Origin of the sequence: Pseudomonas sp. MWU12-3103b, assembly GCF_023100615.1 — a bacterium.
Classification (GTDB): Bacteria; Pseudomonadota; Gammaproteobacteria; order Pseudomonadales; family Pseudomonadaceae; genus Aquipseudomonas; species Aquipseudomonas putida_A.
In genome coordinates this window covers 1-13463 of record NZ_JALMEY010000003.1, presented here as the reverse complement: position 1 = coordinate 13463, position 13463 = coordinate 1, and the positions used below count along the sequence as shown (strand labels likewise).

Genomic DNA, 13463 nt, shown 5'->3' with positions numbered 1-13463 from the left:
GCCTGGATGCTGGCACTTTGCAGTCAATGACAAATGCCGACCCGGCATTTGCTCTGCCAGCGCGGAAACAGGGACACAAACCTCGTCTTTCCCTACTTCCAGGTACTGCCCCTATGTTTTTCAAACGCCACCAGTCCGAACTCAACGACCTTCAACACACCATCACCGAACAGAACGGCCTGCTTGAAGCGATCAATCGCTCCATGGCGGTGATCGAGTTCGACCTTGAAGGCGTAGTGTTAAAGGCCAATGACAACTTCCTCAAAACCATGGGTTACCGCGCCGAACAGGTGATCGGCCAGCCGCATCGCTTGTTCTGCACCGCAGAGTTTGGCCGCAGCGCGCAATACACCGAACTGTGGTCGCGCCTGAAAAACGGCCAGTTCCAGTCCGGTACCTTCGAGCGGATCAACAGCCAGGGCCAGCCGGTCTGGCTGGAAGCCAACTACAACCCGATCAAGGATGCGTCGGGTCGCGTGGTCAAAGTGGTCAAGTTCGCCATGGACGTGACGACCAAGGTTCAGCAGGAAAGCGAGGCCAATGCCAAGCTGCAGGCGATCGACCGGGCGATGGCGGTGATCGAATTCGACCTCAACGGCGGCATTCTCACCGCCAACCAGAATTTTCTGACGCGCATGGGTTACACACTCGCTGAACTGAAGGGTAAACATCACCGCTTGTTCTGCCGCGCGGAGTTGGTCAACAGCAGCGCCTACGAGGATTTCTGGCGGCGGTTGAATCAGGGTGAGCTGTTTCAGGGTCAGTTCGAACGCGTCGACAAGCGCGGCCAGAGTGTGTGGCTGGAGGCCAACTACAACCCGGTATACGACGCTGCCGGGCGGTTGTGCAAAGTGGTGAAATTCGCCACGGACGTCACCGCCCGCGTCGAGCAGCACGAGCACGATGCGCGCAGCGCCAGCGCTGCTTATCACATCTCGGTGGAAACCCGGAAAGTCGCCGAGCAAGGCACTCAGGTGATCCAGCAGGCGGCCAGTGAGATGCGCGAAATCGCTGACGATATCGCGCAGTCATCAACGCTGATCGCGCAACTTGGCGAACGCTCGGAGCAGATCACGGCGATCGTCAACACCATCCGTGCGATTGCCGACCAGACCAATCTGCTGGCGCTCAACGCAGCGATTGAAGCGGCGCGTGCCGGTGATCAGGGGCGTGGGTTCGCGGTGGTGGCGGACGAGGTGCGGCAACTGGCGGCGCGCACCAGCGGTTCGACGGCGGAGATTTCCAACATGATCGGCCTGATCCAGAGCGAAACCCGTCAGGCGATCAAGAGCATGGAAGGCACTCGCGGGCGTGCGGCGCAAGGCGTTGAACTGGCGGATCAGGCTGGCAGCGTGATTCTGCAGATCCGCGATGGCGCCAGTGAAGCGGTGCAGGCGGTGAGCATGTTTGCCAATGAGCGGGCGCCGGGCTGATCGATATGTCGGGCCGTTGGACCGCGTCGCGGCTTTCGCGAGCAAGCTCGCTCCCACAGGTTCTGGGTTGATCACAAGTTAAGTGATCGACTCAATCCCTGTAGGAGCGAGCCTGCTCGCGAAAGGGCCATAAGCCTCGATGCAGGACTATAGTGACCTTCAGTCCCAAGTCCTGCCGAGCCCATCATGACCACAGAAAAACCCGACGTCCCCGCGCCCGCCCCCGTCGACCACTTGCGCTTCCACCGCCCCCACGCCCACCTCAACACCACCTTCGGCAACGACACGTTCGCCTTGCGCGCTGAGGCCTTCGCGCGATTCTTCGGCACGCCGCTGTTCCTCGGTGCGCAAACCGTGATCGTCGCGGTGTGGATCGGCCTCAACGTGTTGGGCGTGACGCAGTTCGACGTCTACCCGTTCATCCTGCTCAACCTGGCGTTCAGCCTGCAAGCCGCCTACGCCGCGCCGTTGATCCTGCTGGCACAAACCCGGCAAGCCGCGCGGGACAAGGCGCAATCGGACGCCGACGCGCAACACCGTGAAGCGCTGGCGGTGGCCAACAGCGAGCGCCAGGCGCAGGCCGCGCAGACCACCGCGCAACTGCTCGAACTGCTGGAGCAGAACACCCGCCTCACCGAAATGACCAAGAGCCTGACCGAACGCATCGAAGGCCTGACCCGCGAACTGCATGCGCACATCTGCCAGAACCCGCAACGCTGATCACGGCAACCGCAGTGCCCGCCCCAGTTCATCGAACAGCGTGACCACCGAGCGCAACGCCCGGCAGTCCGGGCGGGTCAGCAGCCACAGCGCGGTGTCGTAACCGTGCAACGGTTCGCTGAGAGCCTGTAAACCTTCGGTAATGAGAAAGTCCGGCAACGCCGCCACACCGAGTCCGCCGCGCACCAGTTCAGTCACCGAGAGCATGCTGTTGCAGCGATAAGCCGGGGTCACGCCGGGCAACTGCTGACGGCGCCAGGCGACGGTCGGGTGATCCGGCAAAAACTCGTCCGGGGCGATCCAGGTCAGTCCCGCCAGGTCCGTCGCATCGACGTTTTGCAGATAACGCGCACTGGCGCAGACCCGGTAGGAAATCTTCGCCAGTTGCCGTCCGACCAGATGCTCTGGCGGCGTACGCGTCAGGCGCAGGGCGATGTCGGCATCGCGGCGGTTGAGGTTGGCGAAATCGTTGGAGGTGCTCAGCTCGAGAGTCAACGCCGGATAGTTCGGCATGAACTGCGCCAGCGCCGGCAACAGCAGGCCTTGCAGCACCGAGTCGGTGCAGGTCAGGCGCACCGTGCCGCTGACCACTTCGCCGCCCTGCTCGACACCGATCCGCGCCGCTTCCAGTGCCTGCTCGGCGCGTTCGGCTTGCTCGGCCAGAGTCTGCGCGAGGGTGGTGGGCAAATAACCGGCGCGGCTCTTTTCGAATAACTGCTGACCGAGCGCCGACTCCAGCCGCCGCACTGCGCGAAACACCGTAGATACATCTACCCTGAGCAGCTGCGACGCCCGGGCCAGAGAGCCGCCCCGCACCAACGCGAGGATCAGCGCCAGATCCGGGTAATCGAGTCGATAGTGCGTCGCTGCATTGATCACTTGGGGAAACGCCAATATTGAGTGCGTGAACGCCAATCTATAGTGAGCCCCGGTGATCGACAACTGCACACCCTCACCACAGAGGTTCATCACTCACTCAAATCAAGGAAATCCCGTGGACGCCATTTCCATCGCCCTGATCGGCGATCACGATCCGCAAGTCACCGCCCACCAAGCGATCCCCGTTGCCCTCGGCCTGATCGCCGAGCAGTCCGGCCACAATGTGCAATTCGAATGGCTGCCCACCGAGCAGATACACGCCGACACTGCGCTGGATCACTTTGACGGCTTCTGGTGCGTCCCGGCCAGCCCCTACAAAAGTGAGGCCGGTGCACTCAGGGCCATCCGTTTTGCCCGCGAACAACAGCGCCCTTTCCTCGGCACCTGCGGTGGTTTTCAGCATGCGCTGCTGGAGTTTTCCCGCAATGTGCTGGGCTGGGCCGATGCCGAGCATGGCGAAACATCGCCGGATTCACCGCGAGCCGTGCTCACACCGCTGACCTGTTCGTTGGTGGAGGCGGTGGACAGCATTCATCTGGTCGCCGGTTCGTTGATCGCCAAGGCGTACGAAACGTCCGAGATTCATGAAGGCTATCGCTGCCGGTTCGGGGTGAATCCGCGGTTCGAACGAGAGTTGTTGACCCATCGGCTACACGCTGTCGGCCATGATTCGGCGGGCGACTTGCGCGCGATCGAATTGACTGACCATGTGTTTTTTGTCGCCACGTTGTTTCAACCAGAACGCGCGGCGCTCAAGGGCCAGGTTCCGCCGCTGGTGCGAGCATTTGTCGATGCGTGTGCGGAGCAACGCCCATGAAGCCGAACGAGCCTTGCTTTGCGGTGATTTTCACCTCGACCCGCACCGAGGGTGACAACGGTTATGCGGCGGCGTCGGAACGGATGATGGAACTGGTCAGCCAGCAACCGGGGTTTCTCGGCATTGATTCGATTCGTGGGGAAGACGGGGTCGGGATCACCATTTCCTACTGGCAGAGCGAAGCGGCGATTCTGGCCTGGCGCGAGCATCCCGAGCACCGGGTGATTCAGGCGCGCGGGCGGGCGCAGTGGTATTCGAAGTTTCAGACCCGGGTGTGTCGGGTGGAGCGCGAGTATCGGTTTGGGCAGTAACTTTGACGGCGCGCTGACTGGCCTCTTCGCGAGCAAGCTCGCTCCCACAGGTACCGCGTTTGGGCTTTGAATTGGGTGGTGTTCTCACCGACCTCATCGCTGGCAAGCCAGCTCCCACAGGGATTTGTGAACGCCACAGATCCAATGTGGGAGCGGGCTTGCTCGCGAAGAGGCCGGCACAGCCACTACAAAACTTCAGCCCTGCACCAGACTGCGCACCGCCACAATCTCCGGCACCTCAACCTTGCTCATGTACACCCGCAACGGCTCGCTGATGTTGATCCGGTCATCGATGTTCTGGTCCAGCAACAACTGAATCAGCTCGCGTTTAAGCGTCATGGTCTGCGACGTCGCCGGCGCCCAGACGAATTCATTCACAGGAATAATGCCGTCATCGGCGACGTCCATGCCGAACGAATCTTCGCTGAAACGCACGATGTACTGGCCGGTCTTGCGGTTGAGACCGACGAAACCCTTGAGGTCATCGGCGGCCTGACAGATGAGTTGGGAAGTGATGCGCATGGTAAACCTCACGAAAAATCATCGATGGTTTACACGCAGGGCAACGGAATCGGCGCGCCCTCTGCCGGAGCGTCTGCCGAGGGCAAGCGTACTGCAAACCGCGCCACAAAAGTGCAGGAAAAATCGCTTTTAATACGTTTATGTCGGTCTGGCGATAGCACCCAATCGATTCAGTTGTTAAAAGGTACGTCTTTGAAAATGCCCTGCGAAAGGAACTCGAACATGCCCGCCACTTTCACCAAAAGCGCCCTCATGCTGAGCCTGCTGCTTGGTCTCGGCCAGGCCCACGCCGCCCAGACTGACGTCAACGCGCTTGCCGCCGCCCATGGCATCCCGCATCCAGCCGTGATCGCTCACCGTGGCGCGTCTTTCGATGCTCCGGAATCCACCGCCGCCTCCTACAAACTGGCCCGCGACCTCGGCGCCGACTACCTGGAAATGGATTTGCAGCGCAGCAAGGACGGCGTGCTGTTCGCCCTGCACGATAACAACCTGCAACGCACCACCGACGTCGCGACCAAGTTCCCGGAGCGTAAAGACAGCCCGGCCACCGCCTTCACCATGGCCGAACTGAAAACCCTCGACGCCGGCAGCTGGTACAACAAGGCTTACCCGGATCGCGCGCGTCCGTCCTACGCCGGGCTGAAAATCCTCACCCTCGATGAAATCATCGACATCGCCCAGGCCAACCCGCAGCACAAGCCGGGCCTGTACATCGAAACCAAGGAGCCGCAGCTGTTTCCCGGCATCGAACATGACCTCAAAGAAAAGCTGCAGGATCGCGGCTGGCTGAGCCCGGCCGGTTCGAAACTGGCGAAAAGCGAGTTGGCCGTCGGCCAGGGCAAAGGCAAGGTGATCCTGCAGACTTTCGAGAAGAACAGCCTCGAACTGCTGCAAAAGGAAATGCCGCAAGTGCCGAAAATCCTGCTGCTGTGGGTCGGCGAAGGCAGCATCGAGCCGAAATCGAAGGTGACCTTTGCCGAGTCCGGCGAGAAGGACAAGAACGTGTTCTACGGCAAGCAGGAGCCGAAGTCCGAAGCCGAATTCAAGCAATGGGTTGATTTCGCCAAGTCGCAGGGCGCCATCGGCACCGGCCCTTCGGCCAAGCTGACCAAGGGCGGCGACCAGAGCTATTCGGATCTGGTGCAACCGTGGATGAACCAGTACACCCACGATCAGGGCATGCTGGTGCACGTCTACACCGTCGATGAGCCGGTGGATTTCGAGAAAGTCATGGCGGCCGGCGTTGATGGCATCTTCACCAACCGCGCCAGCGAACTGTTGAAGTTCTACAAGCGCCCGGCCAGTGCCAGTGTTGATCAGGTGTTGAAGAACAACGGGTTCTGATCAGCAGACCGGGTTGTCCGCATCGCGAGCAGGCTCGCTCCCACAAGAGCGCTGCACGCGATGTGGGGTTTTAAGGGTGAATTAAGTTGCGGTGGTTAACCTGAGCCCACTTCAACGAACAACCCAAGGAATGACCCGATGAAAACTTTGACTGCCCTGTTTACCGCCGCTGCCCTGACCCTGACTGCTGGCCTGGCCCAAGCCGATGTGCGTGTCGACCAGATCCCTGAGTTGGTCAAATCCGGCAAGATCAAGTCGCTGGAGTCGATGAACGCCGAAGCGCTGAAACTGCACCCGGGTGCGACCATCACCGACACCGATCTGGATAACCACTTCAACGGTTACGAGTACGAAGTCGAGCTGAAAACCGCCGATGGCAAAGAGTTCGACGTCGACTTCGACGCCACCACCGGCAAAGTGCTGAGCAACAAGCAAGACACCTGATACACCGCCAAAGCAAAGCCGCACGATCAGCAATCGTGCGGCTTTTTTGCGTCCGTTGCCCGGCGAATCACGCGGATGCAGCCTGAAGGGATGCCAAAACCGCCATCAGACCGCTAGTATGGCGAGCATCAGATAAACGATTGCAGCCGAGAGCGATGGGCATGGGGCAGACAGCGGCAGCAGACATCGCGACAATCGGACGGATCAGCGCGGTTCCGGCGATCCTTCAAGTGATCCGCGAACTGACCGGTCTGCGGTTTGCCGCCGTGGCGCGGGTTACCGAGGATTCGTGGACAGCCTGCGCCGTCCTCGATCAGCTGGATTTCGGCCTGCAGGTTGGTGGCGAGCTGGATGTGGTCACCACGCTGTGCCACGAAATCCGTGCTGCGCACACCTCGGTGGTGATCGACAAGGCCAGCGAAGACCCGCTCTACCGCGATCATCACACCCCGCGCCTGTACAAGTTCGAGAGCTACATCTCGGTTCCGGTGTTCCGCACCGACGGGCGGTTTTTCGGCACGATCTGCGCGCTCGATCCGAACCCGGCACAACTCAAGTCCAGCAGCATCCAGAGCACCATGGAGTCGTTCGCGCGGATGCTCGCGTTGCAGATCGAAGCCGAGGAAAACGCGCAGCGCACCGAAACCGCGTTGTTGCAGGAACGCGAAACCGCCGAGTTGCGCGAACAGTTCATTGCCGTGCTCGGCCACGACTTGCGCAACCCGTTGTTCGCCATCAGCGCCGGCGCCGAAATGCTTCTGCGCAAGCATCCGGATCCGGCCATCGAAATGCGGGTACGCCATATCCTTGGCAGTGCGCAAAGGGCAACGCGGTTGGTGGATGATGTGCTCGACTTTGCTCGCGGACGGTTGGGCAAGGGTATTCCGGTGGATATCCAGCCCTGCGCGGATTTGACCGAAGCCGTGCAACAAGTGGTGACGGAGATTCGCAACGTGCATCCGCAGCGCACGATTCGTGCGTCCATCGGCGACTTGCAGGGCTTGCCCTGTGACCGCGCGCGGATCGCTCAACTGCTGTCGAACCTGTTGGCCAATGCCGTGGCCCATGGCGCCCCGGAGGGCGACATTGAGGTCATCGCGCAGGTCGAGCACGGCGCGTTAATGCTGGCGGTAAAGAATCAGGGGCATATTCCCGAGGCGATCCTGCCGCACCTGTTCCAGCCATACTCGCGCCCAAGCGCCAGCACGCCCCAGGCCGGGCTCGGTCTGGGGCTGTATATCGCCAGCCAGATCGCCCAGTCCCACGGCGGGCAATTGCATGTGGCGTCCACCGCACAGAGCGGCACGCTGTTCACCTTCAGCCTGCCCACAATCTGAGACACACCACAAATCCCCTGTGGGAGCGGGCTTGCTCGCGAAGGCGTCGTATCAGTCGACATTTTCGGTGACTGCTACACCGCATTCGCGAGCAAGCCCGCTCCCACAAAAGCATTGCGGTGATGCTTAAGCCGAGGTGCTGACCAGCGAGCCCGAAGTGCTTCCGCCCGACTCTTGCAACGCCTGCAACAACGCCGCCGTCGCCGTCTGCAACGAAGCCGAAGTGCTGGAGATTTGCGACTCGGCGGACGCCACGTCAGCCGCTTTGGCATCCGCGTCTTCCTGCTTGGCCTGAGCCGCTTGCAGCGCCTGCTGCTGTTCCTGCAATTGCTTTTGCAGCTCGGCGATCTGCTTGCGCAGTGCTTTCACCGAATCCGATTCACCGCTGCTGTCTGAACTGCTGTCGCCTGCCGGAGCCGCGCCCCCGCCAGCCGCCACTTTGCTGGTATCGGCGCTGACGCCCGGGCTGCTGGTTGCAGGGGTCGAGGTGTCGTCACTCGCGTCGCTGATCCTGGTTTTGCTGGTGGCGGTGCTGACGGTCTGATTGATCGAAACAGAGGTGATGCTGACCATGGGAGGGCTCCAATGCCGGTTATAGATAACCGGCCATCGGCGGCACTCGCACGGATTTGAGATCGACTGTGTACCGACTCGGTAACCGAACCGGTACACGTCGGCGGACGTCAGGCGCTCAGGCGCGCGGTGACTTCGTTGAGTTGCCCGGAAAGGCCATGCAGGTTCTGGCTGGCGCTTTCAGTGCGCTGCACGCTGTTGAGGTTGGTACTGGCGATCGAGGTGATCTCTGTCAGGTTGCGCGAGATGTCTTCGGCCACCGAGGTCTGCTCTTCGGCGGCGGTGGCGATCTGGCGGTTCATGTCGCGGATCGCTTCCACGGCGTGGGTGATGCGCTCCAGCATCGCACCGGCCTGGGTCACTTGCTCGACACTTTCGTCACTGCGCGCTTGACCGCTTTCGATCGCTTGCGCCGCGTCCACGGCGCCGGTCTGCACGTTTTGAATGATCTGGTTGATCTCGATGATCGACTCCGCCGTACGCTGCGCCAGATTGCGCACCTCGTCGGCGACCACCGCAAAGCCGCGTCCGGCTTCACCGGCCCGCGCCGCTTCAATCGCCGCGTTAAGCGCCAGCAGGTTGGTCTGCTCGGCGATGCCGCGAATCACTTCCAGCACCTTGCCGATGCGGCCGCTGTCGCTTTCCAGACGACGAATCACTTCAGCGGTGTTGGCAATTTCGCCACGCATCTGAGTGATGGTGTGGATGGTGCCCTGCATGACCTTTTCACCCTGCTGGGCAGACTGGTCGGCATCGTCGGCGGCGCGCGCCGCATCCGCCGCGTGACGGGCGACTTCCTGGGCAGTGGCAGACATTTCGTTCATCGCCGTGGCCACCTGATCGGTGCGGTTGAACTGCTCGTTGGTGCCGCCGGCCATGGTCGTGGCGATCGCATTCAGTTCGCCGCTGGCGCTGTCCAGATCACTGGCGCTGCGTTGCAGATGAGTGAAGGTTTCGGCAAGGAAATCACGCAGGGTATTGGCCGCGGCGGCAAGGTTGCCCAACTCGTCCTGACGGTCGTTGGCGACGCGTTCGGCGAGGCGCCCACGGCTCAACTGGGTGACGTAGTCGATCAGCTTGCGGATCGGCTCGATCAGGTTGCGGTTGACCAGCCACAGGCTCAGCAAACCGATCAGCAGACCCGAGCCGAGCATCACCAGAATCCCCATCAGCACGGTGCTGTCAGCACTGGCGCTGATTTGCGCCGACTGTTCGGTGCCCTGCTTGCGCAGCTCGGCGACCAGTTCGCTCATCTGATCGCTGGTGGCGCGGTCCACGCCTTTGACGGCGCTGTCGCCAGCCGTTGGATCGGCACCCGCAGCGACGTAGGCATCGCGGCCCTTCTGGTAGGCGCTGCCGAGTTGGCGGTGCTCATCACGCAAGCGTTCGATGCGGGATTTCAGCGCCGGCTCAAGGCCTTTCTGACCGGCCAGTTCACCGAGAATGTTCTGCACATCGCGCTGACGATCTTCGAACTGGCTCCAGTACTTGGCCAGGTCCGCCGGTTGCTTGCCGCGCAGCAAGACGTTTTTCCACTCCTGCACCTGCACCTTGAATTGCAGGTTGGCCTCGTCAATCAATTGTGAGGTGTGCAAGGGGCCGGCGATCAACTGGCTGTAGTTCTGCACGCCGTTGGACAGGAAATGAAAGCAGGCCAGTGCGATCAACAGCATCGCCAGCAGGCTGCCGCCCAGCAGGGCGAGAATTTGTGCTCTCAAGGATTTTTGCAGCATCGCGAGATACTCAGGACAGGGATGAGGCACGCCCGGTAAGGCGTGGAATTTTGCCGGACATCCGTGTCGGCGAGCCTTGGCTCATGGCCAAGCGCGCGCAACGTAACCCAAGCGTGATCGGCGTACCAGAGCGCTTCTTGAAGAAAATCCGACCATTGGTAGGTGAATTAAGAGACTGTGATCGACCATGGCCCAGGGGTGGGAGCGGGCTTGCTCGCGAAAGCGGCGTGTCATCCACATCATCACTCAATGAACATCCGCATTCGGGAGCAAGCCCCCTCCCACAGGGTTACCAGTGAATGAACCGGGTCGCTGTCATTTTGCAGTCACGCCAACGTCATGTGCGGTTGCGATGATGCGGCTCAGTGAACCTGCCATTCCGCGACCGACGCGCCCTCCTCGCAGCGAGCCTCCATGAACCACAGCCTCGACCTCAGTCATCGCGATCCTGATTTGTTCGGTCTGCTTTACGGCTTCCGTTTTCGTCCCGGTGAACGTGGCCGCGAAGTCGATTCGGCGACCGCCCTGCGTTGTCTGCAAGACGACAGCGACAGTGATGAATTCCTCTGGCTGCACCTGAACCTGGCGCACGCCGCGTGCGAGCGCTGGATGAAAAGTCATCTGCAATTGCCCGAAGAGTTTTTCGAGGCGCTGCACGAAGGTTCGCGCTCGACGCGCATCGAACACGTTGATTCGGCGTTGCTGGCAGTGGTCAACGACGTGGTGTTCAACCTCAGCAGCATGGTTTCCTCAGACGTGTCGACGCTGTGGGTCTGCGTGCGCAGCAAACTGATCGTCAGCGCACGCCTGCAACCGCTGCACTCGGTGGACAAATTGCGTTCGTCGGTGAAGGCCGGCGAATGCTTTCGCTCGCCGTCGGAACTGCTGGTGCACTTGCTGCGTGATCAGGGCGAAGTGCTGACGCAGATCGTGCGCAAGACCAGCATGAGCGTCGATCAGGTCGAGGACGAATTGCTCTCCTCACGGCTGTCGACCAACCGCGCCGAACTCGGCGCCAATCGCCGGGTACTGGTGCGCCTGCAACGGCTGCTGGCGCTGGAGCCGGGTTCGCTGCTGCGCCTGCTCAACCGTCCGCCGCCGTGGCTGCAGAAGGAGGACGTCAAGGAGCTGCGCAAATCCACCGAGGAGTTCGCGCTGATCATCAACGACCTCACCGCCCTCGGCGAGCGGATCAAACTGCTCCAGGAAGAAATCGCCGCCAACCTCAACGAACAGAGCAACCGCACCCTGTTCACCTTGACCGTGGTCACGGTGCTGGCGTTGCCGATCAACATCATTGCCGGTTTCTTTGGCATGAACGTGGGGGGAGTGCCACTGGCGACGGATCCCGAGGGGTTCTGGATTCTGGTGGCGCTGGTCGCGACGTTTACCGTGATTGCCGGGCGCTGGGCGTTTCGCAAGCGTGGGGATTATTGACCCCTGATTTATGTGTTCACCACAGATCTCTGTGGGAGGGGGCTTGCTCCCGAAGGCGTCAGGTCAGCCAACATCATCGCTGAATGACAGATCGCATTCGCGAGCAAGCCCGCTCCCACATTAAGATCTTCATCAGCCTTCAGATCAGCGGTGAGCTAATCCGCCAAACACTGACCTGCCGCAGTCTCTCTGTAATATTTAGCAACGATCATGACCGACACTCCTTCCCTCGCTCAGGATTGTCCGCTCATGGCTACTCCCTCCCTGACCGCCCGCCAGGCCTCTGCCCCCAGCGGCAGGCCAGCCCTCGACAAGAAAACCGGCCCGTTCACCTACGTGATCTTTTTCGCGGTGCTCGCGATGGGGATGCTGTTCACCGCTTACAGCCTGATGCACGACATGCATGAGCTGGGCACCACCGTCACCACCTGGACCCCGTTTCTGCTGCTCGGCGTGGCGCTGCTGATTGCGCTGGGCTTCGAGTTCGTCAACGGTTTCCACGACACCGCCAACGCGGTCGCGACAGTGATTTACACCCACTCGCTGCCGCCGAACGTGGCGGTGGTCTGGTCGGGGTTCTTCAATTTCCTCGGGGTGCTGCTGTCCAGCGGCGCCGTGGCGTTCGGCATCATCGCCCTGCTGCCGGTGGAGCTGATTCTGCAGGTCGGTTCGTCCGCCGGGTTCGCGATGATCTTCGCCCTGCTGATCGCGGCGATCCTGTGGAACCTAGGCACCTGGTGGCTGGGCCTGCCGGCCTCCTCTTCCCACACCCTTATCGGCTCGATCATCGGCGTCGGCGTGGCCAACGCCTTGATGCACGGGCGCGACGGCACCAGCGGCGTGGACTGGGCGCAGGCAACCAAGATTGGTTATGCGCTGTTGTTGTCGCCGCTGGTGGGCTTCGGCTGCGCGGCGCTGTTGCTGCTGGCCATGCGCGCCTTCATCAAGAATCGCGCGCTGTACAAGGCGCCGGAAGGCAACAACCCGCCACCGTGGTGGATTCGCGGTTTGCTGATCGCCACCTGCACCGGTGTGTCTTTCGCCCACGGCTCCAACGACGGGCAGAAAGGCATGGGCCTGATCATGCTGATTCTGGTTGGCACCTTGCCGATGGCTTACGCGTTGAACCGCACCATGCCCGCCGATCAGGCGCTGCAGTTCGCTGCCGTCGCCGAAGTCACCCAGCAAGCGCTGGTGAAAAACACCCCGCTGCCAGCCCCGGTGGATCCGCGTCCGGTACTGTCCGATTACGTGCGCAGCAAGCAAGCCACGCCGCAACTGATCCCCGCCCTCGCCGCTCTCACCGGGCATATTGGCGAGGAGGTGAAAGGCTATGGCTCGCTGTCGAAAGTCCCGGCCGAGGCCATGGGCAACGTGCGTAACGACATGTACCTGGCCAGCGAAAGCATTCGCCTGATGGACAAGAACAAGGTCGGCAATTTCGACGCCGACACCACTGACAAACTGCAACTGTTCAAACAGCAGATCGACAACGCCACACGCTTTATCCCGCTGTGGGTGAAGATCGCCGTGGCCATCGCCCTGGGCCTCGGCACCATGGTTGGCTGGAAACGAATTGTGGTGACGGTCGGCGAAAAAATCGGCAAGACCCACCTGACCTACGCCCAGGGCGCCTCGGCGGAAACCGTGGCGATGCTGACCATCGGCGCGGCGGACATGTTCGGTTTGCCGGTGTCGACCACCCACGTGCTGTCATCGGGCGTGGCCGGGACCATGGTCGCCAATGGCGGTGGTTTGCAGATGAAGACCATCCGCAATCTGCTGATGGCGTGGGTGCTGACCTTGCCGGCGGCGATTCTGCTGTCGGGCAGCCTGTACTGGCTGTTCACCCAGATCTTCTGAACAACCCGGCCCCCTGTAGGAGTGAGCCTGCTCGCGATAGCGTCAGG

13 protein-coding genes are annotated in these 13463 nt (G+C 61.4%); 9 read left to right on the top strand and 4 right to left on the bottom strand.

Going from position 1 to position 13463, the window contains the following annotated elements; all coding sequences use genetic code 11:
* The first annotated feature begins 113 nt into the window (after positions 1–113).
* Both M0808_RS06075 and M0808_RS06070 read left to right on the top strand, forming a co-directional pair.
* The gene (locus M0808_RS06075; RefSeq protein ID WP_027612613.1) at positions 114–1433 is read left to right on the top strand and encodes a PAS domain-containing methyl-accepting chemotaxis protein; all 1320 of its coding nucleotides are present in this window, start codon (positions 114–116) and stop codon (positions 1431–1433) included.
* A gap of 186 nt (positions 1434–1619) precedes the next feature.
* A complete protein-coding gene (locus tag M0808_RS06070) occupies positions 1620–2153 on the top strand; it encodes a DUF1003 domain-containing protein (RefSeq protein WP_134787144.1) in 534 nt (177 codons plus the stop codon).
* On the opposite strand, the gene M0808_RS06065 is transcribed toward M0808_RS06070, so the two are convergent.
* Positions 2154–3095: a LysR family transcriptional regulator gene (locus M0808_RS06065; protein ID WP_247840636.1), complete on the bottom strand. Its 942-nt coding sequence runs from the start codon at positions 3093–3095 to the stop codon at positions 2154–2156. It abuts the gene before it with no gap.
* 52 nt (positions 3096–3147) lie between these two features.
* Here M0808_RS06065 and M0808_RS06060 point away from each other — a divergent pair, with 52 nt between their 5' ends.
* Complete coding sequence (locus M0808_RS06060; RefSeq protein ID WP_247840316.1) at positions 3148–3849, top strand: CTP synthase; 702 nt, start codon at positions 3148–3150, stop codon at positions 3847–3849.
* Positions 3846–4160, top strand: coding sequence for an antibiotic biosynthesis monooxygenase (locus M0808_RS06055; RefSeq protein WP_027612609.1), 315 nt, complete (start codon positions 3846–3848; stop codon positions 4158–4160). Before M0808_RS06060 ends, M0808_RS06055 begins: the two co-directional genes overlap by 4 nt.
* Before the next feature lie 195 nt (positions 4161–4355).
* Here the strand turns inward: M0808_RS06055 and M0808_RS06050 are convergent, their stop codons facing one another.
* Positions 4356–4682 (bottom strand): DUF2025 family protein, encoded by a 327-nt coding sequence (locus tag M0808_RS06050; protein ID WP_247840314.1) that lies wholly within the window; start codon positions 4680–4682, stop codon positions 4356–4358.
* 222 nt (positions 4683–4904) lie between these two features.
* Here M0808_RS06050 and M0808_RS06045 point away from each other — a divergent pair, with 222 nt between their 5' ends.
* From M0808_RS06045 to M0808_RS06035, 3 genes are all read left to right on the top strand, one after another.
* Positions 4905–6029, top strand: a complete 1125-nt coding sequence (locus M0808_RS06045) for a glycerophosphodiester phosphodiesterase (RefSeq protein ID WP_247840312.1) — start codon at positions 4905–4907, stop codon at positions 6027–6029.
* A gap of 138 nt (positions 6030–6167) precedes the next feature.
* Positions 6168–6473 (top strand): PepSY domain-containing protein, encoded by a 306-nt coding sequence (locus M0808_RS06040; RefSeq protein ID WP_007917758.1) that lies wholly within the window; start codon positions 6168–6170, stop codon positions 6471–6473.
* Between the two features lie 161 nt (positions 6474–6634).
* Positions 6635–7810 (top strand): GAF domain-containing sensor histidine kinase, encoded by a 1176-nt coding sequence (locus tag M0808_RS06035; RefSeq protein WP_247840310.1) that lies wholly within the window; start codon positions 6635–6637, stop codon positions 7808–7810.
* 126 nt (positions 7811–7936) lie between these two features.
* Here M0808_RS06035 and M0808_RS06030 read toward each other — a convergent pair whose 3' ends face one another.
* Both M0808_RS06030 and M0808_RS06025 read right to left on the bottom strand, forming a co-directional pair.
* Positions 7937–8383: a hypothetical protein gene (locus M0808_RS06030; RefSeq protein ID WP_247840308.1), complete on the bottom strand. Its 447-nt coding sequence runs from the start codon at positions 8381–8383 to the stop codon at positions 7937–7939.
* Between the two features lie 110 nt (positions 8384–8493).
* Positions 8494–10116: a methyl-accepting chemotaxis protein gene (locus tag M0808_RS06025; RefSeq protein ID WP_247840306.1), complete on the bottom strand. Its 1623-nt coding sequence runs from the start codon at positions 10114–10116 to the stop codon at positions 8494–8496.
* A gap of 414 nt (positions 10117–10530) precedes the next feature.
* Here M0808_RS06025 and M0808_RS06020 point away from each other — a divergent pair, with 414 nt between their 5' ends.
* Both M0808_RS06020 and M0808_RS06015 read left to right on the top strand, forming a co-directional pair.
* Complete coding sequence (locus tag M0808_RS06020; protein ID WP_183784307.1) at positions 10531–11553, top strand: transporter; 1023 nt, start codon at positions 10531–10533, stop codon at positions 11551–11553.
* 249 nt (positions 11554–11802) lie between these two features.
* Complete coding sequence (locus M0808_RS06015; RefSeq protein WP_003227350.1) at positions 11803–13416, top strand: inorganic phosphate transporter; 1614 nt, start codon at positions 11803–11805, stop codon at positions 13414–13416.
* The last annotated feature ends 47 nt before the right edge of the window (positions 13417–13463 follow it).